This is a genomic window from Micromonospora sp. NPDC004551, assembly GCF_040609975.1.
Lineage (GTDB): Bacteria > Actinomycetota > Actinomycetes > Mycobacteriales > Micromonosporaceae > Micromonospora.
Genome location: NZ_JBEXLM010000048.1, coordinates 1 through 22796, shown reverse-complemented (window position 1 = coordinate 22796; position 22796 = coordinate 1). Strand labels below are relative to the sequence as shown.

The following is a 22796-nucleotide window of genomic DNA, read 5'->3' as shown; positions in this document are numbered from 1 at the left end:
CGACCCGGACACCGCCACTTCGCGTAGCTGGGCGTAGACGAACCCTCAGGCGGCGGCGAACGCGGCCCGGCGGCGGGCATCCACCTCGGCGGCCAGCTCCGGAGCCCGCTCCAGCGCCTCCGGGTGGCCGCAGACGGCCAGCCAGTTGGCCAGCATGAGGTGCCCGCCCTCGGTCAGCACCGACTCGGGATGGAACTGAACGCCCTCGATCGGCAGCGTGCGGTGCCGCATGGCCATCACCACGCCGGAGGCGGTGCGGCCGGTGACCTCCAGCTCGTCGGGCAGCGTCTCGGGCAGCACGGCGAGGGAGTGGTAGCGGGTGGCCGTGAACGGGTCGGGCAGACCGGCGAGCACGCCCACGCCCTGGTGCCGCACCTCGGAGGTCTTGCCGTGCAGCAGCTCCGGCGCCCGGGTCACGGTCGCGCCGAACGCCTGACCGATCGCCTGGTGACCGAGGCAGACGCCGAACAGGGGGAGCTTGCCCGCGTACTCCTTGATGACGTCGAGGCAGATGCCGGCGCGGTCGGGGCTGCCCGGCCCAGGCGACAGCAGCACGCCGGTCGCGCCCACCCGGCCCACCTCGGCCACGTCGATCTCGTCGTTGCGCCGCACGTCGCAGTCCACGCCGAGCTGGCCGAGATACTGCACGAGGTTGAAGACGAACGAGTCGTAGTTGTCGATCACGAGGACGCGCATCGGGTCACCTGCTCGGGGTGGGGGGCGGGGCGTTGTTCGACTCGGTGCTGTACGGGATCTCCTCCTCGGAGGGCCGCTCGCTCGGCTCGGTGAGCCCGCCGCCGTCGCCCGGTACGCCGGAATCCTGGGTCACCTGCACGTCGTCGAACGGGAGGAGGGGTTCGGCCCACGGGAAGACCACGAACCAGAGCAGGGCGACCGTCGCGGCGGCCAGCAGCACCGAGCCGATCAGCTTCCCGGGCAGCCCGAGCGGGAGCTTCCGCCAGATCCATCCGTACACGTCTCAGCCCTCCAGCTCGGCCGGACGGCCCGCCGTCTTGGCCTGGACGTGGTCCAGCCGAGCGTGGATGATCAGCCGCTGGTAGTTGTCGAACTTGGGATTGCACGTCGTCAGGGTGAGCAGCTTCTCTCTGGGCGCCTCGTTCGGCTTGCCCGGCACCGGCGCGACGACCTCGACCTGGTAGGGCTTGACGATCCGCTGCTGGTAGACCTTGTAGATGAACCACTCGGTCTGGGTCTCGACCACGATGGCGTCGCCGGAGTCCAGCTCGTCGAGGCGCCAGAAGGTGGCCCGGATGCGGTGCCCGGCGACGGAGAAGTTGCCCACCTGGCCCGGCATGGCGCTCTTCGGGTAGTGGCCCGGGGCGTACCGGATGTCGTCCGGGGTGACCCCCTCGACCACCACCCAGTGCTTGTCGAGCTTCGGGATGTAGAGGCCGGCGACCGGCTTGCCCTCGGCGGGCGGCTTCGGCTTGGCGCTCGGCCCGGTGGTCGGGCCGACGGTCGGGTCCGCTCCCCACTCCTGGGCGAGCTGGCTGCTCAGATCGTTCTGATGGGCGTCGACGATCACCGTCTTGCCCCAGATCTCGTAGCCGGCGAAGAGCAGCACCACCAGGCCGAAGGTGATCAGCACCTCGCCGGTGCCCCGCACGATCGTCCGGAGCCGGGAGCCGACGGTGGGGCGGGTCAGCTCGGAGTAGACGCTCTTGTACCCCTCGCCGGTCTGCTCCGGCCGCAGCTGGACGACCCGCTCGCCCCGGCGGGGCCGCGGCGGCTCGGCCGGGGGGCCGGCCTGATCGTCGTCGCCGGTCTCCGGGGCCGGGGGCACCGCACCCATCAGCGCGGTGGAGTCCAGCGCCGGCGGGCGGGCCGCCGGGCGGCTCACGGCCGGGATCACGGCGGTCGCCCCCGGGTCCGCCGGGAGGTTCGCCGCCGACCGAGCCGGGCCGTTGGCCGCTGGCCGCGCTGGGCCGTTCGCCGCCGGGCCGTTCGCCGCCGGGCCGCGGTCGGCCGGGCCGGTCGGTTGGGGTACGCCGGCGCCCGGCGCGCCGGGACGCAGCCCCCCGCCGGCGGGGCGGCGTTCCGGCCGGTCGCCGAGCGGGGGGATGAACGCGGTGGGCGCGTCGGCCGGGCTGGACGGCCGTGTCTCGGCGGTCGGCGCGTCGAACCGGCGCCCGGGCTCGGCAGGTGTCCTGGCGGGTCCGTCGATGCCACCACCACTGCGCCGGTAGCCGTGCGGGGCGGGAGCGGGCGCGCCCGCGCCGGGCTGGTGCCGGTCGACCCGGCCGCCAGGGCCGTCGGTGGACCCGTGTGGCGCGGCGGGCGGACGCCCCTCGGGCCGGGCCGGGGCCGCCGGGCTCCGGTCGCCCGGCCGGTCACCGCCGGGCCAGGCAGGCGGCGGCTCCGCCGGCGGGCGTGGGCCGGCCGGCCGACGGCCGGCGGTCGCCGGGGGCGGGCCGGCCGGCCGGTGGTCGGCGGTCGGCGGGGGCGCGGGCCGGTCCGGCCAGGGCAGGTCGAGCGGGGGGCCGGGTGGCGTGGGTGCCGGCCGGTCGACCTTCGGGAGGAAGGCGGTCGCGTCGTCGCTCTGGTCGCGATGGCGGCCGTCCCGCTCCCGGTTGTCGTCCGGTGTCACCGGGGGACCTTCGCCGACTGCAGCGCGGTCGAGTCCTCGAACGCCGGCACGGTGACCGTGGAGATGGTCTCGGAGTAGCCGAGCTGGTAGTGGTCGACGGCTTCCCTGAACAACCGGACTCCCTTGGACGCGGCGAGTTCCCGCTGGAAGGCGGCGGGGTCGCCGATTGCCACGATCTTGAAAGGAGGGGAGTACACCCGGCCGTGCAGCAGCAGAGTGTTACCGACGCAGCGTACCGCGCTGGTGCTGAGCACGCGGACATTCATGATTGACATGGCCTCCGCGCCGCCCGCCCAGAGGGCGTTCACGACGGCCTGGACGTCGCCCTGGTGGACCACCAGGTCGTCGTTGCTCGCGCCCTTGGGCAGGGTCTGGTCGGCCCGCCGGGGCGCGTCGTTCAGTTCGATGGTGATGCCGTTGCCGGTGAGCGGCGTGAATCCGGCGGCCTGCCGGGTGGCGGCGGCCCGGTCCCGCTGGGCCTTGATCGGGCCGTCGGCGCCGGCCAGTTCGCCGGTCTGCTCCTCCACCTCGGCGCGCAGCCGGGCGGCCTTCGCCTCGCTGGCCGCGACCTGCTCGCGCCGGTCCTCGATCAACTGGGTGAGCTGAGGACGCCGGTCCTCCCGCAGCGCGGTGCCGCCGGCGGTGGTCGCGGTCGTGGTGAACAGGAGCCCGGCCGCGGCGGCGATCAGGGGTACGCCGATCGACCAGCCCGGGCGGCGCTGGCGCGGCCGGCGGGGCAGCAGGCCGACCACCGCGCGCCGGAGGACCTTCTGCCAGGAGGCGGCGCCGGACGTGTACTCCACCGGGCGTTCCCTTTCCCGTCGTCTCGTTCCGGCCCGTGACGGCACGGACCGGTGTGCTCGACCCGAAAAGTCCCACCCTTTTCGGTCACTCCGCGCACCGGCCTGACCCCATTCGTGGCCTGGACGGTCCGTCGGGACTACGCTAGCTGTCGAACATTATTGGCCATGGACCGTCGCCCCCGCGCCCGGTTGTCAGGCCGGACGAGGTCGTACCCCCCTCTGGAGAGCGTCGTGCCCAAGTCTCAGGTCCGCAAGAAGAAGGTGTACACCCCGCCGACGGACGTGCGTCCGACGGCGACGGCGGCGACGCGCAAGCCTAGCCCGGTCTGGCTGCCGATCACCGCGGTCGCGCTGATCGTGGTGGGCATCGGCTGGCTGGTCGTCTACTACCTCTCCGAGCAGGCCTACCCGGTCGCGTCGTGGGGCTACTGGAACCTCGCGGTGGGCTTCGGCGCGATGGTCTCCTCGCTGATCCTGCTCTCCCGCTGGCGCTGATCCCACCGGCTCCGCCGCCCGTGCCGCACCGGGCATGGGTCACGCCGGGACGCCCCTGACCGGCGCCCGGCGACCGCTGCCCATAAGGTGTCGGCAGGGCGGCGTGGCCGGATGCGAGATGACTCACGTTACTGATGGGTAACCTTGCGCGTAGGCTGCACTGACAAGCAGCAGACCGGGAGGCCAACTCGATGGGCAGCGTCCAGATCGTCACCACGATCCTCGCGGCCGCCATCACCGCCGTGGCGGTGGGGCTTGCGGTGCGCGCGGTCATGAAGATGACGGCCGTCATCCGGCTCGGCCAGCCCGCGCCCGAGCGGTTCGCCGACAAGGGCGCCCGCACGAGGAAGATGCTGGTGGAGACCGCCGGCCACACCCGCATGCTCAAGTGGAGCGTGGTGGGCGCGGCGCACTGGTTCGTGATGGTCGGCTTCATCGTGCTGTCGCTGCTGGTGCTCGAGGCGTACTTCGAGGTGGTCACGCCCGGCGGCGGGCTGCCGATCATCGGGCACTGGACGATCTTCGGCCTGGCCACCGAGTGGATCGGGATCCTGGGCCTGGCCGGCATCCTGGTGCTGATGGGCATCCGGCTGCGCAACCGGCCCACCCGGCCGGGCGGCCGCTCCCGGTTCACCGGCTCGACCATGTGGCAGGGCTACTTCGTCGAGTGGGTCGTGCTGCTGGTCCTGATCTTCGGCTTCGTGATCCGCGGCTTCAAGGTCGCCACCGACCACTTCGAGTACCCGGTCTGGGCCACCCCGCTGAGCCACGCGGTCGGCGCCGCGCTCCCCGCCTGGACGGCCGGCGTCAGCGTCGCCGCCCTCATCAAGATCGCCATCTCGATGACCTGGCTCATCGTGATCTCGCTGAACGTCACCATGGGCGTCGCCTGGCACCGGTTCCTGGCGTTCCCGAACATCTTCTTCAAGCGCGAGCCCGCGAAGGCCGCCGGCTCCGGCCTCGGTGCGCTGCGGCCCATGATGAGCGACGGCAAGCCGCTCGACTTCGAGGAGGCCGACCCGGAGAAGGACCAGTTCGGCGTCGCCCAGGTCGAGCAGTTCACCTGGAAGGGCCTGCTGGACTTCAGCACCTGCACCGAGTGTGGCCGGTGCCAGTCGCAGTGCCCGGCCTGGAACACCGCCAAGCCGCTGTCGCCGAAGCTGCTCGTGCTGAGCCTGCGCGACCACGCGTACGCCAAGGCGCCCTACCTGCTGGCCGGCGGGGGCAAGGACCTGACCGGCGAGGAGAAGGCCACGCAGGAGCAGCTGGCCGGCGTCGACGTGCTGGCCATGGCCGAGGCCGACCGGCCGCTGATCGGCACCGCCGAGGAGGGCGGCGTCATCGACCCGGACGTGCTCTGGTCCTGCACCACCTGCGGCGCCTGCGTCGAGCAGTGCCCGGTGGACATCGAGCACGTCGACCACATCGTCGACATGCGCCGCTACCAGGTGCTGATCGAGTCGAGCTTCCCGTCCGAGGCCGGCGTCATGCTCCGCAACCTGGAGAACAAGGGCAACCCGTGGGGCGCCCCGCAGAACACCCGGGAGGACTGGACCAAGGGCCTCGGCTTCGAGGTGCCGCGGGTCGGCGAGGTCGACGACTTCGAGTACCTGTTCTGGGTCGGCTGCGCCGGCGCGTTCGAGGACCGGGCCAAGAAGACCACCCGGGCGGTGGCCACGCTGCTCAACGAGGCCGGCGTCTCCTTCGCCATCCTCGGCGAGGGCGAGACCTGCTCCGGTGACCCGGCCCGGCGGATCGGCAACGAGTTCGTCTTCCAGATGCTCGCTCAGCAGAACGTCGAGACGCTGAACGAGGCGTTCGAGGGCCGGGAGAAGAGCAAGCGGAAGATCGTGGCCACCTGCCCGCACTGCTTCAACACGCTGGGCAACGAGTACGGCCAGCTCGGCGGCGAGTTCGAGGTCGTGCACCACACGCAGCTGCTGGCCCACCTGGTGGCCGCCGGCAAGCTCACCCCGGTGCAGCCGGTCGACGGCGGCGTGACCTACCACGACCCCTGCTACCTGGGCCGGCACAACCGGGTCTTCGCCGCCCCGCGCGAGGTGCTCGGCGACTCGATCCAGGGCGAGCTGACCGAGATGCCGCGTAACAGCGAGCGCTCCTTCTGCTGCGGCGCCGGCGGCGCCCGGATGTGGATGGAGGAGAAGATCGGCAAGCGGATCAACGTGGACCGGGTCGAGGAGGCCATGGCCACGGGCGCGAAGACCATCGCGGTCGGCTGCCCGTTCTGCTCGACGATGCTCAACGACGGGGTCAACGGCAAGGGCGCCGGCGAGCAGGTCGAGGTCGTCGACGTGGCGAGCGTGCTGCTCCGCTCGGTGAAGCCGGACGCCCCGGCGGGCGAGAAGGAGACCGAGGCGGTCGCCGGCTGAGGCGTACCCCGGAAAGAGCTGGACCACGACGGCGGCGGCACCCACCCGGGTGCCGCCGCCGTCGCCGGTCAGGAGACCGTGGTGGTCGCGATGGCGGCCGTGGCGGCGGCGGTCGTGGCGATCAGCACCGCGGCCTGTGTCTCCTCGATGGCCTTCTTCGTGGCCGCGGAGGCCCAGTCGCCCGCGGCGATCTCGACCAGGCGGGCCTTCACCCGCTCCCGGGGCAGCTCGCGGAAGAGCTTGCGGTCCAGGCCGACCGCCCGGGTCAGGGCGAGCAGCGCGCCCGTCCGCGCGTCCACCGGGCCGTCGCCGGCCAGCGCGGCCAGCATCCGCTCCCGGGCCGCCGTCTCCACCGCCGGCTCCCCGCCGGTGGGCGAGGGATAGCGGGTACGCGGGAACACCCACAGCACCCGGTCCGACTCCCGGCGCAGCACCTCGGCGTGGACGAGGCCGTCGAGCACCCGGTCGGGCAGGCCCTTGGCCAGCCTGCCGATCCAGTCCTTCGGCCTGCGCGGCCGGTCCCCGGCGATGGTGGCGAGCGCCTCGTCCAGCAGCGGCACGCCGATCGGGGCGTGGTCGGTCACCGCCAGCCGGCCGTCGGCCACCTCGACCCGGCCGGCCAGGGTCAGCTCCAGCAGGACGGCCCCGGCGAGGCCGTGGTCCAGGTGCGGACGGCCGAGCCGGTTGACGCCGCCGTCGTCGTGGGCGAGCAGGACCAGTTCGTCGGTGAGCAGCAGGCGGTTCATGCGATCAACGCTACGTCCGGGCCGCCAGCCCGCCGGTCGCCGGCTCGTGCCGGCTGCCGGCCCGTGGAACAATCACGCACATCGACGGCCTGCTGGTTACCACGCTGTTGCCCCTGGTCGGCTTCGTGCTGCTGACCGCCGGCAACGCGTTCTTCGTCGCGGCCGAGTTCGCCCTGGTCACCGTCGACCGGGCGGAGATCGACCGGCGGGCCGGCGAGGGCGACGGCCGGGCCACCACCGTACGCCGGGCGCTGCGCGAGCTGTCCTTCCAGCTCTCCGGCGCCCAGCTCGGCATCACCATCACCGCGCTGCTCACCGGCTACCTGGCCGAGCCGGCGCTGGCCCGGCTCTTCGCCCCGCTGCTGCACCCGGTCGGCGGGGCCGAACGGTTCTCCGGGCTGCTCGCCCTGGCGCTGGCCACCCTGATCTCGATGCTCTTCGGCGAGCTGGTGCCGAAGAACCTCGCGCTGGCCCGGCCGATGCCCACCGCGCTCGGCACCGCCGGGCCGATGCGGACCTTCTCCCGCGCCTTCGGCTGGCTGATCCGGCTGCTCAACGACTCGGCCAACCGGCTGGTCCGGCGGCTCGGCGTGGAGCCACAGGAGGAGCTGGCGAGCGCCCGCTCCCCGGAGGAGCTGGGCCTGCTGGCGGCCATCTCGGCCCGGGCCGGGGCGCTGCCGCCGGACACCGCGATGCTGCTGCGCCGCACCATCCGCTTCGGTGACAAGCGGGCCGCCGAGGCCATGACCCCGCGGGTCGACGTGATCGCGCTGCGGGCCACCGCCACGGTCGCCGAGCTGCTGGACCTGTCCCGGCAGACCGGCCGGACCCGGTTCCCGGTCTACGAGGAGACGCTGGACCTGGTCACCGGCGTTGCCGGGGTGCCGGACGCGCTCGGCGTGCCGCTGGCCCGCCGGGCCGCCACCACGGTCGCCGCGGTGGCCCGCGAACCGGTGTACGTGCCGGAGAGCCTCGACCTCGACGGTGTGCTGGCCGCGCTCAAGGACGCGGGCGCCGACCTGGCCATCGTGGTCGACGAGTACGGCGGGACGGACGGCGTGGTGACCGTGGAGGACCTGGTCGAGGAACTGGTCGGGGAGATCGCCGACGAGTTCGACCCGGCCGCGGTGGACGACCTCGGGCCGGTCGAGCTGACCGTGCCGGGCGGCGAGCGCACCGTGCTGGTGGACGGCGTGCTGCGCTCCGACGAGCTGGTCGAGCAGACCGGGTTCCGGCTGCCCGAGGGGCCGTACGAGACGCTCGCCGGCTTCCTGATGGCCCGGCTCGGGCACATCCCGGTGCCCGGCGAGACGGTCGACGAGGCCGGGTACGAGTTCACGGTGATCGAGGTCGACCGGCACCGGATCGAGCAGGTCCGGGTGGTCCGCCCGGAGGAGCCCGACGACGGTGAGTGAGCTGCTGGTCGCCCTGGTGCTGCTGCTCGGCAACGCCTTCTTCGTGGGCAGCGAGTTCGCCCTGATCGCCTCCCGCCGCACGGTGCTCGAACCGCTGGCGGTGACCTCGAAGCGGGCCCGCTGGGCGCTGTCGGCGATGAACCAGATCCCGCTGATGATCGCCGGGGCGCAGCTCGGCATCACCGTCTGCTCGCTGGGGCTCGGCGCGATCGCCGAGCCGGCGCTGGCCCACCTGCTGGAGGCGCCGTTCGAGGCGCTGGGCCTGCCCGCCTCGGCGGTGCACCCGGTGGCCTTCGTGATCGCCCTCGGCGCGGTGGTCTTCCTGCACACCGTCGTCGGCGAGATGGTGCCGAAGAACATCACCCTGGCCGGCCCGGAACCGTCCGCGCTCTGGCTCGGCCCGGCCATGCTCGCCTTCTGCGTGGGCACCAAGCCGCTGCTGCTGGCCATGAAGTGGTCGGCCCGGCAGGTGCTGCGGCTGTGGCGGGTCGAGGCCACCGACGCCGTGAAGACCGTGTTCACCGCCGAGGAGCTGGCCGGCCTGGTGTCGCAGGCGCGTACCGAGGGGTTGCTGGACGCCGAGGAGCACGCCCGGATCACCGGCGCGCTGGCCCTGCACAGCCGTACGGCCGCCGACGCGCTGCAACCCTGGTCGACGGTGACCACGGTGGCCGAGGACGTCTCACCGGCGTCCCTGGAGGTGCTGGCCACCCGCACCGGCCGGTCGCGCTTCCCGGTGGTGCAGCGGTCCACCCGCCGGGTGCTCGGCTTCGTCCACGTGAAGGACGTGCTCGGCTACGCGGGCGCCACCCGCCGGGCGCCGGTCCCGGCCGACATCTACCGGCCGCTGGCGGTGGTGCCGCCCGACCGTACGCTGGCCGATCTGTTGCTCTCGATGCGGCGCGAGCGGCGGCACATGGTGCTGGTGAGCGACGGCCGCCGGCCACTGGGTGTCGTGACACTCGATGATGTATTGACGGCGATCGTTGGCAAGTGAACGAATACCCTTGGTGTGCAAGCGGTTGCGCAGACGTGATTGAACCAAAGGTCGCCTTGATTCCACGGGGGTGCCTTCCCTAATGTGGGGCACCGACCGCCTCTGGGTCGTCTGCCTCGACCTTCCCTCTCGCGAGGCGCCCGGCGGTCGGTTGCAAAGGAGTCCGTGCCGGTGGCAACCATGCCCCCTGATCGTCACGCCCCGAGCCAGCCGCACGTCCGACCGGCCGGGATGCGCCGGGTGGTACGCCGTCTCCTCACCCTGGTCGCGGCCGTCGCGGTCGGCGCCGGGATGCTGACGGCCCCGGCGCACGCGGCGCCGTCGGTGGACGAGATCGACGCACAGATCGACAAGCAGTGGGAGCAGCTCGAGCCCACCATCGAGCAGTACAACAAGGTGCGCGCTCAGCTCAAGGTCAACCAGAAGAAGTCGGCCGACCTCCAGAAGAAGATGGTGCCGCTCGAACTGGAGTCGGCGCTGGCGATGAACAAGGTCGGCGACATCGCGGCCCGCTACTACATCCAGGGCCCGTCCCAGGACCTCGGCGCCCTGCTGGTGAGCAGCAAGCCTGGCACGCTCGCCGAGCAGTTGGTCATCCTCGACCGGCTCGCTGACGAACAGCGCCGGCAGGTCGCCGGGGTGCTCGCGGTGCGCGACAAGTACAACCGGCAGAAGCAGAAGCTGGACGCGCTGATCACGACCGAGCTGAAGCAGAAGACGGACCTGGAGACGAAGAAGAAGCAGATCAACGCCGAGATCAAGCGGCTGACCGCGATGCTGCCGGTGACCTCGATCCGTCCGGAGGGCTGCCCGGCCATCGACGGCGTCGTGAGCAGCGCCGCGCGGACCGCGATCAAGACGGCCTGCCTCCAGGTCGGTGACCCGTACGTCTGGGGCGCCACCGGCCCGAACTCGTTCGACTGCTCCGGCCTCACCCAGTACGCCTACAAGGCGGCGGGCATCTCGCTCACCCACTTCACCGGCGCGCAGTGGAACGAGGGCCGGAAGATCGCGTCGAGCGACGCCAGACCGGGCGACCTGGTCTTCTTCTACAGCGACCTGCACCATGTGGGGCTCTACCTCGGCAACGGGCTGATGGTGCACGCGCCGCGGACCGGCAAACCGGTCCAGGTCAGCAAGGTCTCCTACATGCCCGTCGCCGGCTACCGCCGCCCCTACTGATCCACAGCTGCACGAAGGCCCCCGGTCCCTGCGGACCGGGGGCCTTCGTCATCAGGTCGGTCAGGCGGGTGCGCCGACCGAGGCGGGCTGGATGTCGACGTCGTCGAGGTTCACGAACATCACGCGGTGCCCGAACTGGATCTGCACGTACCGGTTCTCGCCGCGGATGACCGTCCAGTCACCCGGTGCGGAGCCGTCGAAGGTGACGGCCCGGTAGTACTCGCCCGGCAGGACCCCGCCGACCACGTACCGCTGGCCCGCCGAGAGGGAGTACTGCAGCGGAGAGATGGTCTGGTACGGCACCCCGGCCGGGTAGGCCGCCTGCTCGGGGTAGGCGCGCCCGTACACCCGGATGGTGGTCTTCCCGGGCTTGGGGGTCACCACGAAGCCGTTCGCCCACTTGGCCGTCGGTGCGGAGGCCGGGTTGTAGAACCACGCCTTCTGGTTGAGGTACCAGATGGCGGTCCAGTCGCCCTGGATGTCCGCGAGGGCGTACGTCTGGCCGGCCGAGGCGCGCGCGCCGTGGTCGGAGATGTACATGGTGTCCGGCGTGCCGTTCGGTCGCAGACCGAGGTCGTTGACCAGCGGGGCGGTGGCGCTCGGCGCGGTCCGCAGGATCACCGCCGAGGAGCCGCGCAGCGGGCACGGCGCGGCCGGCGGCGTCGGCTTCGGCACACCCGGCGGCTGCTGGTTGCAGCCGGTGAAGGCCGGCTGGTTGGTGGCGAAGTCCGGGTCGATCGTGACCAGGCCGGTGTGCGGCGTGCCGGTGGAGTGGAACGGCGCCTTCATGAGATCGAAGTAGTGCGACCAGTCCCAGTAGGGGCCCGGGTCCCAGTGCATGCCGGCCACGGTGCCGGCGGTGGTGCCGGGCACGTTGTCGTGGCCGATGATGTGCTGCCGGTCCAGCGGGATCTGGAACTTCAGCGCCAGGTGCCGGACCAGCTTGGCCGAGGTCCGGTACATCGCCTCGGTGTACCAGGTGCCGTGGCCGGCGAAGCCCTCGTGCTCCAGGCCGATGGACTTGGCGTTGACGTACCAGTTGCCCGCGTGCCAGCCCACGTCCTTGGCCTTGATGTGCTGGGCCACGTACCCGTCCACCGAGCGCAGCGTGTAGTGCCAGCCCAGGTAGGTCGGGTCCTTCACCAGGTTCACGCTCGGGCCGAAGTAGCCCTCGGTGTCGTGGATGACGATGTACTCGATCTTCTGCTGGGCCGGCCGGTTGCCGAGGTCGTGGTTGCCGTAGTCGCCGGCTCCCGGGCCGTACTTCTGGTACGGGGCCGGGATCCACTCGCAGGCGAGGCGGACCGGGCACTCCAGGCCGTCCGGCCGCTCGGCGCGGCGGAGGCCCAGCTTGTGCAGCCCGGACTGGTCCGGCGTCACCGTGGTGGCGGCCAGGGTCACCCGCTGGCCGTCGTCGGTGGTGCGGGCCGCGCCCAGGCCGAGCTGGTCGTAGACCTCGTCGGCGAAGGCCGCCGCCGCGTCCTCGGTGTCCGCGCCGGAGTACCGGGCCACCGCGCTGTACCAGGCCGCCGGGTCGGTGCCGGCGCCGACCGGCGCACCCAGTTCCTTCTGGTACGAGGCGAGCAGCGCCGCCCCGCCCCGGATGTTCGCGGCCGCGTCGGTCCGCAGCGTCTCCTCGGCGAGGCCGGTGAGTGCCGCGGCGGCGTCGAGCGTCTGCAGGGACGCCTGCGGCAGCACGTCCTCCGCCGGTGCGGCCGCGATGGCCGGGTCGAGGGTGAGCGGGCGGGAGTCGTCGCCCCTCGGGTCCTCGCCCTCGTCGACGTGGCCGCTGGCCGGGGTCGCGAGGACGTGCTGGGCGTCGGTGAGGTGCATCGGGCCGTAGCCGCCGCTGGTGCTCGGCTGACCCGTGTGGGTGTCCCAGCGCGACTCCAGGTACGAGACGCTGAGCAGGACGCTCTGCGGCACGCCGTACTCCGCTGCTGCGGCGGCGTACTGGTCCTGGCGGTCGCCGGCGGGTTGGGTGAGCGGTTCGGCGGCGACCGGTCCGGTCGCCACCAGTGCGGTGGCAGCCGCGACGGCGGCTGCCAGCAGCATCCGTCTGCCCGACGGTGGGGGTGAGAGGTGCATCGAACCTCCAGACAGGGATGGGGGTCACTGCGATCCCCACCCTCACCCCGCACACCCTCCGGGTCAATACCTTTCCACAAAGTAATCTCGTGTGAAGAAAACCTTCACGTACGGAGTGTCACGGCCTGTTGGGTTGCGGAACGATAACGACGCTCTCTACTCTGGTCAATCGTCGACCGCCAGCTTCACCGTCCAGCCCGGGTGGTGACGGTCCGACACCGCCGAGTCGCCTCCGGGCGAGCCGGGGACCCAGGTACCTGGGGTGAATCCGCAGCCACTGCGGTAGGGCGGCTCCCTTCCCGCCCGAACCCGTCAGCTAACTCGGTAGGCGGCCAGGAAGAAGGAGTACGGAAGCCCGGTGGCACGCCATGCCCCGCGGCCACCGTCGGGCCGGTCGGTCGACCGCTCGACGGCTGCGCCGCGTTCCCGCTGGTCCCGCTTCACCACCGCCCTGGCCGCCCTGGTCGGCACCGCCGTCGTCCTGACCGGCGGCGCCACGGCGGCACACGCCGACCCGTCGGTCGCCGAGATCGAGCGCCAGATCGACCAGGACTGGAACAAGCTCGAACCGATCATCGAACAGGTCAACGCCACCCGCGAGCAGCTCGCCGCCAAGCGGAAGCAGGCCGCCGCGCTCGCCCGGCAGATCGCCCCGCTCGAGGCGCGGGTCGACGCCGCCCTCGGTCAGGTGGGCGGGCTCGCCGCCGACGCGTACAAGGGCGACAACAACCTCTCCACCGTCAACGCGCTGCTCGGCAGCCGGTCACCGAGCGACCTCGTGGACGGCCTCCAACTGCTCGACCGCTTCGCGCACCGCCAGCAGGAGCAGGTCCACGCCGTTGCCGAGCTGCGCGACGAACTGGCCGCCAAGAAGCGGCCACTCGACGAAATGATCACCGGGCTGGCGCGCACCGAGGCCCAGCTCGCGGCCAAGAAGAAGCAGATCGACGCCGAGATCGCCAAGCTGCAGAAGCTGCGCCTCAAGGTCTACGGCAACGGTGGCGGCGGGCCCCTGCGCCCGGCGCCCTGCCCCGCCGGCTACCCCGGTGGCCCGGCCGGCATCGCGGTCAAGTTCGCCTGCGCCCAGATCGGCAAGATCTATGTCTGGGGCGCCGCCGGGCCGGACCACTACGACTGCTCGGGCCTCACCATGGCGGCCTGGGCGAAGGCCGGCGTCTCGCTGCCGCACAACGCGCGGCAGCAGCACGACGTGACCAGGCGGGTGAGCCGGAGCGAGCTGCGCGCCGGCGACCTCGTCTTCTACTACAGCGACCTGCACCACGTCGCCATGTACGTCGGCGACGGCTGGGTGGTGCACGCCTCCCAGTCCGGCAAGCCGATCACGATGAAGCGCGTCGACGACGGCCAGATCAACAGCTACGGCCGCCCGGGCTGATGTGCGGGCCGGGGTCCCCGCGTGGCGGGGGCCCCGGTGCCGTCACTCAGGTGCGGGTCGGTCAGCGCGTCGGCCAGGTGCGCCAGTTCTGCCAGGACCGGCTCGGGGTGGGCCCGCGCTGGCCCTGGTAGCGGGAGCCGTAGACGGCCGAGCCGTACGGGTGCTCGGCCGGCGAGGAGAGCCGGAAGATGCAGAGCTGGCCGATCTTCATGCCCGGCCAGAGTGTGATCGGCAGGTTGGCCACGTTGGACAGCTCCAGCGTGACGTGCCCGGAGAAGCCCGGGTCGATGAAACCGGCGGTCGAGTGGGTGAGCAGACCGAGGCGGCCCAGGCTGGACTTGCCCTCCAAGCGGCCGGCGAGCTGGTCGCCCAGCGAGATCACCTCCAGCGTGGAGGCGAGCACGAACTCGCCCGGGTGCAGCACGAACGGCTGGCCCTCGGGCACCTCCACCATCGAGGTGAGGTCGTCCTGCTGCACGGACGGGTCGATGTGCGTGTAGAGATGGTTGTTGAAGACCCGGAACAGCCGGTCCAGGCGGACGTCGATGCTGGACGGCTGCACCAGCGTGGGCTCGAAGGGCTCCAGCGCGAGCGTGCCCGCCTTGATCTCGGAGACCAGGTCGCGGTCGGAGAGCAGCATCGGAACACCATAGCGACCGGTACGGGTGACCTGCGTGTCGGACTACATCTTCGTACACGTGTTCGATAGAATGTCCGCATGGCATCCTGGTCCGAATTCGCCGCCGACGAGCCCCGCCTCGCCGACGAGATCCGCCTCCTGTTGCAGCAGTACGGGCCGGGTTTCGGCTACCTCGCCACGGTCCGCGCCGACGGCGGCCCGCGAGTGCACCCGGTCTCCCCGGTCATCACCGACGACGGGCTCTGGTGCTTCGTCATCGACTCGCCCAAGCGCCGCGACCTCGAACGCGACGGCCGCTACGCGCTGCACTCCTTCCCGCCGGAGGAGCGCGACGACGAGGCCTATGTGGCCGGCCGGGCCCGCCCGGTGACCGACCCGGCGACGGTCGCCCGGGTGGCCCGCATCGGCCGGGCCGCGCCGCAGGGCGACTGGCGGCTGTTCGAGTTCACGGTCGACGTGGCGATGCTGACCCGCCGTGACCAGGTGGCCCGCCCCGGCGCCGGTCGGCCGGAGGTGCGCGTCTGGCTCGACTCGGGAGCCGCCGCGCCCGCCCGGCGTGACCCGCTCGCGCCCGAAGGCCGGCGGGGCCGGCACGGCTTCGACACCCGCCGCCCGGCGGCCTGACCGCGAAAACACCGGTGCCGGCCCCGTCCGAGGACGGAACCGGCACCGGTGTTGTGGTGCGGGGCGTTCAGGCCGCGCGGTAGGCGTTCCACGCGGTCAGCATGCGGCTCGCCTGACCAGGGGTGAACTGGTACATGCACGAGTCGTAGGTGTAGTCCATGAAGTTGGTGATCGGGTCCAGGCCGGCCGTGGTGCAGGTGTCGCGACCGGTCGGGCACTCGAAGGCCGGCGAGGCCTCGGCCGGGGTGTCGGAGACGCTGTCACCCGAGCCCGAGCAGCCACCCTGGAAGGTGTGGTAGAGGTTCAGCCAGTGGCCGATCTCGTGCGTGCCGGTGTCGCCCTGGTTGTAGTTGGTGGCGGTGCCACCCGGCAGCGACTCGCTCAGCGCGACCACGCCGTCCATGCTGTTCAGCTTGCGCTGCGGGAAGGTCGCCCAGCCGAGCAGGTCGTCGCTCAGCTCGCCCAGGTAGATGTTCAGGGTGTTCTTGCCGCCCTCGCGCAGCGTGCTCTTCATCGAGCGCTCGGCGGAGGAGCCCTGGACGATCGGGTACCAGGCGGCGTTGGTGACGTGGTGCACCTTCGTGAGCTGGAAGCTGAAGGCGGTCGCGGCGCCACCGGTGGAACCGGCGTACGCCTTGTTCAGCACGTCGATCTGCTGGGTCACCATCGAGTCCGGGATGTTGCCACCGGCCCGGGTGCTGTCCCGCTGGATGACGTGGACGACGACGGGGATGGTCACCGTGGCCAGCGTGGTGGCTCCGGCGCCGGTGCGGAAGTTGGCCCGCTCACGCAGCGCGGCCGCGAGGTCGGCGTCGCGCTCGCGGACCTGCTTGGCGGTCAGCTCGTTCGGGTCCAGCTTGGCGTGTCCGCCCTTCTTCACCCGCGCGTCCGAATGGACGTCGGCCGGCGAGGCGCAGGAGCCGGACGGCGCGGCCGAGAAGGCGGAAGCTGCGGGGACGACGCCGACGGCGGCGGTGCTGAGCAGCAGCGCGAGGGTCGTCGACGCGACGCCGGCGGTACGCCGGGTCAGCAGGTTGGGACGCAGTCCCATGGGCCCACCTCTTTCTGCGGGCATGGCAGGGGGTGTGTCACGCCCGGTCGGAGAACGTGGAGGAGACGTTACATCCCATCGACGGATTTGAGAACGGCCATATGTTGCCGGGAGGAAACATGCTGTGCTGGCCGATACCTGCTCCGCTGCGGGTGGCGCTTGATCGACACGTGGGACGGCCGCGGGGGTACCTGGGTGCACGGGGGTGGTGACCTCAGGTACAGTGGTGCCGCCTGCGGGTGTAGTTCAATGGCAGAACATCAGCTTCCCAAGCTGACAGTGCGGGTTCGATTCCCGTCACCCGCTCCACGCGAAAGGCCCTGGTCAGGACGACAGTCCCAGCCAGGGCCTTCGATGTTGCTGCGGCCAACAGCGCCCGGCGGGCCATCCACGGGCCACTAGCCACGCTTTTTGCCCTTGCCCTTGCCCTTGGCGGAGGAGCCGGCCGCCGGCTTCTTGGCTTTCTTGCGCTCGGCCTTCACTGCGTCGCTCACCGCCTGGGCGATGGCCCGATCCGCCTCCGAGGTGGCGTGCTGGTAGATCATGGCCGCTTGCGCCGAGTCGTGACCCATCCGGGCCATCAGGTCGCGGGTGCTCGCACCGGTCCTGGCCGCGATCGTGTTACCCGTATGCCGCAGATCATGGAAGTGCAGACCCGGAACGCCGAGCTTGCCGACCGCCGTCGACCAGCCGATGACCTTGTTGAGGTTGCCGCGCCAGATCGGCCGGCCGGAAGGCGTCGCGAAGACCAGCGCTTCCGGGTTGTCGTCGACGAACGCCGCCAGGTGCTCACGCAGGGCTGGCAGGATCGCCGCTGGCACCGACACGGCACGCCGACCAGCACGTGACTTCGGCGGACCCAGAACCATCCCGACGCCGCGCACCTCTGTGAACGTCTGCCGAATACGGATCACCCCGGCGTCGGCGTCAACGTCCTGCCGTTGCAACGCGGATACCTCGCCCCACCGCAGGCAGGCGAACGTGGTCACCAGGACCAGGGCGCGGTACTGCTCGTCCATCAGCTTCGCGAGCTTGAGCACCTGGGCGAGCGTGAGAACGGGTCGCTCGGCCGCCTTCTCCTGATCCGCGCCCGGAATCCGGCACGGGTTCTTGCTTCGAGTTCCTGCTCGCCGAGCCCGTGCTGCGGTGGCTTATCACCTCGCCCGAGGTCATGCGCGGCCAGCTCGACCGCCTGCAAACCGTCGTCGGCGTACCGAACATCCGCTTCGGCATCCTGCCGCTCGGCGTCCAACTCGCCACCACCCCGCAGAATCCTTCCAGATGTACGACGATGTCGCCATCGTGGAGACCTTCGTCGGCGAGACGACCTACCGCGACGTCGAAGCCGCCACCTACACCAAGGCCATCGAACGACTCTGGAACGAAGCCGTCACCGGCGAAGATGCCCGCAGGCTCATCGTCCGCGCGGCCCAGGACCTTCGGAACTAAACGCGCGGCCCACCATGCTTCCTGGGGGCCTTCCACGGTTTGGACGAGCGCGGCGCAGGATGGCTGTGCCGCGCTCGCGTGATTGCGCCTACTCAGGTAATCCCGCAAGCTCTCGGGCAGAGTTGAGAATCTTCGCTATGTGCGACTGGGCGGGTCGCTGTTTGTGGATGTCAGCTTCCAACGCAGCGGGCAGCCAGTCCTTGCCTTTCGCCACTTCCAGATCGCTGCCTGCGAATCGTTCAAGCTCTCCGACTTCTACTGGCACCACACCAACTTTGGACAAGGTTGCCAAGAGGCGCTTGGACGCCGGGCCGGATGCGCCCTTGTTAAATGCTTGGACTCCAAATTCCTTCAGCAAATTCCATCGGCTCTCCTTTGCGCGTATAATCCCCCCCAACTCTTTCTTAATGTCCGCATTATGGAGCGCGCCAGGATCTTCTTTTAGTTTCTCGTCTATCGCGCGTAGCAACTCCTTGCGAATCTGCGCAAGCAACACACTCTCTGTCGGTTGCCGGAATGGCTGAGCCGCAACCGTATAATCCTTATCTAGCGGACTCCACTCTCCACCTAAGCTCTTCACGAGCTGCTCGATCTTCGACCTCTCGTTGAGAATATCTAGGTCCGGAGTGGCAATCACCGGCACCGCCGCTGCTCTTAGCACCTCCGCAAGCCTAAACATTCCAGCCTTTCCATACGAGGGGACGAACAGCACATCGCTTGGCGGCGGAACGGGATATCGGCAAGCTTGGTCTCCGGCGTTCATTTCCGCATAGGCGTCTAATGCCGCCTGGTAGAACCGGCAGTCACGTTCCGCCTCCGCGAGTACAACGATGCGATGGAAAAGACCATCGAGAACATTGCTGTACTGAAGAACGGGATCGTCCCACAATTCCCGCAGCTGATCGTGAGAGAGTTGTGAAGCGCTAGCGGTGTTGCCCTCGCGATTCAGCCGAATTACCGACAGGGGCGCATTGGAGGCAACCAGCCCGCCCAGCAGGTTCCTGTCATGAGTAGCCAAGATGACTTGCGCATTCGAATCCCTGGCGAGTTCCCCTAGGGCCAGACCCAGCGCATAGGCTTGCGGAGGATGGAGAAATGCCTCGGGCTCGTCGACGATTACCGTTGAATGCGCAGCGGCGATAATCGGGATTACCAGCCCCAAAAGGCTCTTCATCCCGTCCCCTTGTTGCTCAAGAAGCGGAAGTTTCGCCAATGCTTCGCGATACGGTCGTTGACTCTGGTCACGCGCGGGCGCAGGTATGTCAACCTTGCCGACCCTCAGTCTCATCGTCGCGCTGAATTCATCCAAGGTCAAACTTTGCTGGAAGATGCGCTCGCTTAGCGCGTTGAGCTTGTGAAGAAGCGTGACGTCGTCTTGGAAGTGATGAAGTGGGTGTGTTGGCGGGTCCGCCGGGTTTTCTCGCTGCCCAACACCCCCCACAGAGCCGAATCTGCTCATCGCGTCGGCATAAAAGACCAAAGATTGGGCAGCAGGGCCGAGATGCGAAATGCGGATCCCGCCCTCCCACTCGTTAAGAAGCCCCCGCACCGACATGAACCAATTTGTATTGGGCTGGCGGAAGGAAGGTTCTGGGACGTCATACGAGGCGGGGAAGTACGTAGCTAAAGGGGCAAACCACGACAGAAAGTCGGGTCCAGTTCCGGCGCGAGCAGGAGTGATTCCGGAGACGATCTCAACCGGATCCAACGTCTCGGACCCTGGGCTGAGGAGTTGGTTATGCAGCTGGCGAAGAAAGGTCGACTTTCCACTGTTATTTCCGCCAACAATGGCGGTAACGCCGGGCGCCGGAAGATCCCAGGAAGGCTGATTGAATAGTTGAACAGACCTAACCCATACTCTTACCTTGCTTGGATCGCCGGGGCCGATCCCCAGTTCGCTCGCCCAAGTAGGTCCGGACTGCGAGTCATCAATCTGCATCTGGGCAACCTACCTGGCGGCCCAGAATTCGTCGATCCCTAGGCAACGCCCTGGGCACAACGCCCTAGGCAAGCAACTGCCGAATTGGCCTCTTAAGAATCAAGGCGGCGCCGGCCCGGCCCCGGCCTGCTGGCGACCTCCGGCCGGCATCGGCCGGGCCGGCCGGCCACATTGGCTGATGACAAGACCTCGAAGACCTCGGGGCTCCGCCCCGAACCCCGGCCCTCCTTAGAGATCGCCCCGGATCACCTCGCCGGGCACCACAAGGGCTACCAGCCTCCCCGGACGGTCTACGCCTGCCCGACGAGGAGATCCTCTCCAGCGAATTGCTTTCCCGCCGCCGCGGGCAGCCAGAGCAAGTATCGCTGTCCTTGGCACGGAGACCTCCGCTAATCACGCGGCGGCCTGCAACCTAACCACTTCATCGACAACGCGCCGCAAGCCAAATAGCGGAACGACAAGCAGATCACGCTCTCCTCTTGGAGTGGGGATTGCCTGAGTCGACAGCTGAAATGAGTTATGGGCCACCTCTCCACGGCTCTTTGCGAGATTGTTCATGGCAATGAGCCAACTATGGTCAAAGAAGTGAAGGTCGAATCCGAGCGGAACAAACAATTTGAGAATGTCCTTCTCGGACACACCGTTGTTTCCGCTGATGACGCTCTGGTGCCGGTTTAGGCCAGACGAGATGTTCTTAAGGGGATCCTTGTTCCCCGACGAGGGTCTAGGACGAGTTATCGACAGCGGCGGGTACTTGTCCACCATGCACAGGTTAAGCAGTAACGTGCGCTGGGTTCGCGCAGATAGAGTCGTCGACCACCTCTGTTGGTCTATCATCCCCGCATAATGGAGGGCCAGTCGTTCGGCGCACTCCTCGACAAACTGCTCAATCTCGGCGTGTGCAAGGAGCCTAAAACCAAGCATTCGGAAGACTTCGGCCTGGCTGTATCGGGCTGTCGGACTCTCGGGCGGAAGCATTGCGCCGGCGACTACCCGGATCCTATTAAGTAGCGCCCGATATTCTGCCCTCAATGCAGGCTCTCGATTCTGATCGAGCGACCCTCCGGAGAGAGGGTTGGACCCTCAAGTACCTGCCCAATCGCGGCGCCGAGTTCAACACCCCACCGTCCTAGCCGGTACGCAGTCGCTGGAAGTGTCTTAGTAGTTGACGCCAAAGATTCTGAGAAGCGCGAGTCCTGGATGCTGACGCGTTCGAATGCTTCCACAACGCTGTCCTTGACGGCCACGGCCGCATTTCGTACGTTCCGATCTGCGAAGTAATAAGTCATGACATCGAAGACGGCGCGGTTGAAGCGAGTTTCCCAGGACTTCCCCGTCCTGCGTCGGAATGCTCGGGAGCCGAAGATCTCCTCAGTTGCGCGGATCGCCTCGTCGCACTGTAGAGCGGCGTTTCGAATATCTTCTTCTTGCGCGCTCCAGCTCCTATTAAGCTCTACGCACGTTTCGTCCAGGAAGCGCTTAAGGTTTCCCTTATACTGAACAATCCGGAATCGATACGCTAGGTGGCGAACTAGTAGTTCCACATCCCGCATCCGAAAGTCTGGCTGCTGACTAGTGCCGAGTATGCGGTGCAGGTCCGCACTATCTCCCGCGTATTTGTCCGCGAACCTGGTGAATGGTCCCGGATGCAATGCTTGGCGAAGTTCTTGCGCCGACAGCGCCAGAGTTTGGTGATTGATCCGGTGAAATACCAGGTGAAGGAAGGACTCTTCGGGCCAACTGCGGATCACTACTGTGCGAATCGTTCGGTTCGTTAGCCTCTTGACATAGCGGCTGAAACTTGGATCCTCCAATATTTCAGCCCGCGTCCTGCCGCTCAGCGCGGGAAGTACGGTCAGGTTCGTCAAGCGGAGAGGCTGGGTGTCAGAATAGAAGGCATCGAGAGCCAGCAGCCGCTGTTTGCCGTCGATGACTACATAGTTCGGGTCTCCGCTCTCATCCTCTCGTTCGGCAAAGATTAGTTGCGGAATTGGAAGACCGAGCATGAGCGATTCAATGAACTTGCTTTTCCTTGAGTCGGTCCAAGCGTTGCGGCGTTGAAAATCAGGGTCTAGCTCAAATGAGTTTTCGCCTAGCTGGCTGAGGATTGTTTGAACGGTCCAGTCCGATGGCGCAAGGACAACATTCCGGAAGTTGATGTCGGGCGCATCTGCGATGTCGTCTTCTGTCTCAGTCCCCGCCGTTTCGAGGTCGTCCCCCTCAAGGCTGTACTCGTCCGCCTCGGGATCCATGCCGGGAAGGATGTTGTCCATGCCGATATTAAAACCGTGGCTGGCACCTCATGGCGAGCCCCAGGCACGCGGTAGCGGGCCGGGCTGCCGATGGGCAGGCCGGCGCGTAGGGATCCACCTTTGTCCGATCCAGGCGGTACCGGGCAACGGTTGACCCTGCTGCAGAGGCTGCGGTGGTGCAGTGCGGCCACGCGAGGGAGCCACCCTCGTGAACGAGGCCGGACGATCTCGTACAGATCCTATTGCCGAGAGCGCCGCGACCAGGGCGACGCGAACGTTCCGAACGGCTGCGGGCACGAGTCGTGGCCCACTCCCCTGCAGCCAGCAGGCGTTTCGGGCATCCCGGCGCGGTGATCTTTGGTCCTTCCAAACTGAGGCTCGCAGGGACAGCGGTGTTGGGAAGCCGTGCCTATCCTCTCGGCCATGGGAGCTCTCAAGCCGTGGCACCTGTTCGTCCTGACGCTCTGCTGCCTCTTGCCGACTGCTGCGGCGATCGTTGGTGGGGTCTGGGCGGTCCGCCGATCTCGTAACCGTCGCTGAACCAAATCCGCCAACCGCAGTCGAAGCTGCAGGGCCATCCACGGGCCACAAGCGGGTGCCACCAGGGGCCAAGTCAGGCCGTCCAGGACGGTTGCGTCCCGCCGGGTGGTGTAGAAGTTGACCTGCTTCGGCGTGCCTCGGGCATAGAGGTGGGTCATCGCGTGAGTCTCTGTGTGAACGA

General features: G+C 68.9%; 20 protein-coding genes, 1 tRNA gene, 1 pseudogene and 1 riboswitch. Of the genes and pseudogenes, 10 read left to right on the top strand and 12 right to left on the bottom strand.

Annotated features, from left to right (window positions below; translation table 11 throughout):
• Positions 1-45 precede the first annotated feature (45 nt).
• Genes ABZW14_RS32450 through ABZW14_RS32435 form a run of 4 tightly spaced genes read right to left on the bottom strand, consistent with a single transcriptional unit; the run spans position 46 to position 3411 of the window.
• Positions 46-696, bottom strand: coding sequence for an aminodeoxychorismate/anthranilate synthase component II (locus ABZW14_RS32450; RefSeq protein ID WP_355354420.1), 651 nt, complete (start codon positions 694-696; stop codon positions 46-48).
• A gap of 4 nt (positions 697-700) precedes the next feature.
• A complete protein-coding gene (locus ABZW14_RS32445) occupies positions 701-976 on the bottom strand; it encodes a hypothetical protein (RefSeq protein ID WP_355354417.1) in 276 nt (91 codons plus the stop codon).
• A 3-nt stretch (positions 977-979) separates the two neighbouring features.
• Entirely contained in the window at positions 980-2608 is a 1629-nt protein-coding gene (locus tag ABZW14_RS32440) for a class E sortase (RefSeq protein WP_355354414.1), read from the bottom strand.
• A complete protein-coding gene (locus ABZW14_RS32435; RefSeq protein WP_355354411.1) occupies positions 2605-3411 on the bottom strand; it encodes a DUF881 domain-containing protein in 807 nt (268 codons plus the stop codon). Before ABZW14_RS32435 ends, ABZW14_RS32440 begins: the two co-directional genes overlap by 4 nt.
• Before the next feature lie 231 nt (positions 3412-3642).
• Here ABZW14_RS32435 and ABZW14_RS32430 point away from each other — a divergent pair, with 231 nt between their 5' ends.
• Together ABZW14_RS32430 and ABZW14_RS32425 are read left to right on the top strand one after the other, a co-directional pair.
• A complete protein-coding gene (locus ABZW14_RS32430; RefSeq protein ID WP_091316105.1) occupies positions 3643-3906 on the top strand; it encodes a cell division protein CrgA in 264 nt (87 codons plus the stop codon).
• Positions 3907-4097: 191 nt separating this feature from the next.
• Complete coding sequence (locus ABZW14_RS32425) at positions 4098-6296, top strand: (Fe-S)-binding protein (RefSeq protein ID WP_355354408.1); 2199 nt, start codon at positions 4098-4100, stop codon at positions 6294-6296.
• Between the two features lie 68 nt (positions 6297-6364).
• Here ABZW14_RS32425 and ABZW14_RS32420 read toward each other — a convergent pair whose 3' ends face one another.
• Positions 6365-7042, bottom strand: a complete 678-nt coding sequence (locus tag ABZW14_RS32420; RefSeq protein ID WP_355354405.1) for a GPP34 family phosphoprotein — start codon at positions 7040-7042, stop codon at positions 6365-6367.
• 107 nt (positions 7043-7149) lie between these two features.
• On the opposite strand from ABZW14_RS32420, the gene ABZW14_RS32415 reads away from it, so the two are divergent.
• The 3 genes from ABZW14_RS32415 (at position 7150) to ABZW14_RS32405 (ending at position 10636) form a co-directional block, all read left to right on the top strand.
• On the top strand, positions 7150-8457 hold the full coding sequence (locus ABZW14_RS32415; protein WP_355354402.1) for a hemolysin family protein: 1308 nt from the start codon (positions 7150-7152) through the stop codon (positions 8455-8457).
• A complete protein-coding gene (locus tag ABZW14_RS32410) occupies positions 8450-9454 on the top strand; it encodes a hemolysin family protein (protein ID WP_355354399.1) in 1005 nt (334 codons plus the stop codon). The genes ABZW14_RS32415 and ABZW14_RS32410 overlap by 8 nt, the downstream gene beginning before the upstream one ends.
• Positions 9455-9634: 180 nt before the next feature.
• On the top strand, positions 9635-10636 hold the full coding sequence (locus ABZW14_RS32405) for an NlpC/P60 family protein (RefSeq protein WP_355354396.1): 1002 nt from the start codon (positions 9635-9637) through the stop codon (positions 10634-10636).
• 60 nt (positions 10637-10696) lie between these two features.
• Here ABZW14_RS32405 and ABZW14_RS32400 read toward each other — a convergent pair whose 3' ends face one another.
• Positions 10697-12691 (bottom strand): peptidoglycan recognition family protein, encoded by a 1995-nt coding sequence (locus tag ABZW14_RS32400; protein ID WP_355354393.1) that lies wholly within the window; start codon positions 12689-12691, stop codon positions 10697-10699.
• A gap of 242 nt (positions 12692-12933) precedes the next feature.
• Positions 12934-13069: riboswitch (cyclic di-AMP (ydaO/yuaA leader) on the top strand.
• A gap of 13 nt (positions 13070-13082) precedes the next feature.
• Here ABZW14_RS32400 and ABZW14_RS32395 point away from each other — a divergent pair.
• The gene (locus tag ABZW14_RS32395) at positions 13083-14120 is read left to right on the top strand and encodes an NlpC/P60 family protein (protein ID WP_355354390.1); all 1038 of its coding nucleotides are present in this window, start codon (positions 13083-13085) and stop codon (positions 14118-14120) included.
• Positions 14121-14181: 61 nt separating this feature from the next.
• On the opposite strand, the gene dcd is transcribed toward ABZW14_RS32395, so the two are convergent.
• The gene (gene dcd, locus ABZW14_RS32390) at positions 14182-14760 is read right to left on the bottom strand and encodes a dCTP deaminase (RefSeq protein WP_091264644.1); all 579 of its coding nucleotides are present in this window, start codon (positions 14758-14760) and stop codon (positions 14182-14184) included.
• Between the two features lie 78 nt (positions 14761-14838).
• On the opposite strand from dcd, the gene ABZW14_RS32385 reads away from it, so the two are divergent.
• Positions 14839-15384, top strand: a complete 546-nt coding sequence (locus ABZW14_RS32385; protein ID WP_355354387.1) for a pyridoxamine 5'-phosphate oxidase family protein — start codon at positions 14839-14841, stop codon at positions 15382-15384.
• Positions 15385-15451: 67 nt separating this feature from the next.
• Here ABZW14_RS32385 and ABZW14_RS32380 read toward each other — a convergent pair whose 3' ends face one another.
• Complete coding sequence (locus tag ABZW14_RS32380) at positions 15452-16435, bottom strand: zinc metalloprotease (RefSeq protein WP_355354384.1); 984 nt, start codon at positions 16433-16435, stop codon at positions 15452-15454.
• 235 nt (positions 16436-16670) lie between these two features.
• On the opposite strand from ABZW14_RS32380, the gene ABZW14_RS32375 reads away from it, so the two are divergent.
• Positions 16671-16744: transfer RNA gene (locus ABZW14_RS32375), tRNA-Gly, on the top strand.
• A gap of 89 nt (positions 16745-16833) precedes the next feature.
• Here the strand turns inward: ABZW14_RS32375 and ABZW14_RS32370 are convergent.
• Positions 16834-17532: a site-specific integrase gene (locus tag ABZW14_RS32370; RefSeq protein ID WP_355354447.1), complete on the bottom strand. Its 699-nt coding sequence runs from the start codon at positions 17530-17532 to the stop codon at positions 16834-16836.
• A gap of 74 nt (positions 17533-17606) precedes the next feature.
• Here ABZW14_RS32370 and ABZW14_RS32365 point away from each other — a divergent pair.
• Positions 17607-17672: pseudogene (locus tag ABZW14_RS32365) on the top strand (hypothetical protein); the annotation flags it as partial.
• 44 nt (positions 17673-17716) lie between these two features.
• The gene (locus ABZW14_RS32360; protein WP_355354453.1) at positions 17717-17884 is read left to right on the top strand and encodes a hypothetical protein; all 168 of its coding nucleotides are present in this window, start codon (positions 17717-17719) and stop codon (positions 17882-17884) included.
• A gap of 88 nt (positions 17885-17972) precedes the next feature.
• On the opposite strand, the gene ABZW14_RS32355 is transcribed toward ABZW14_RS32360, so the two are convergent.
• The 3 genes from ABZW14_RS32355 to ABZW14_RS32345 form a co-directional block, all read right to left on the bottom strand.
• The gene (locus ABZW14_RS32355) at positions 17973-19823 is read right to left on the bottom strand and encodes an AAA family ATPase (RefSeq protein ID WP_355354381.1); all 1851 of its coding nucleotides are present in this window, start codon (positions 19821-19823) and stop codon (positions 17973-17975) included.
• 393 nt (positions 19824-20216) lie between these two features.
• Complete coding sequence (locus ABZW14_RS32350; protein ID WP_355354444.1) at positions 20217-20747, bottom strand: HEPN domain-containing protein; 531 nt, start codon at positions 20745-20747, stop codon at positions 20217-20219.
• A gap of 104 nt (positions 20748-20851) precedes the next feature.
• Positions 20852-22096, bottom strand: coding sequence for a DUF262 domain-containing protein (locus tag ABZW14_RS32345; protein WP_355354378.1), 1245 nt, complete (start codon positions 22094-22096; stop codon positions 20852-20854).
• Between the last annotated feature and the right edge of the window lie 700 nt (positions 22097-22796).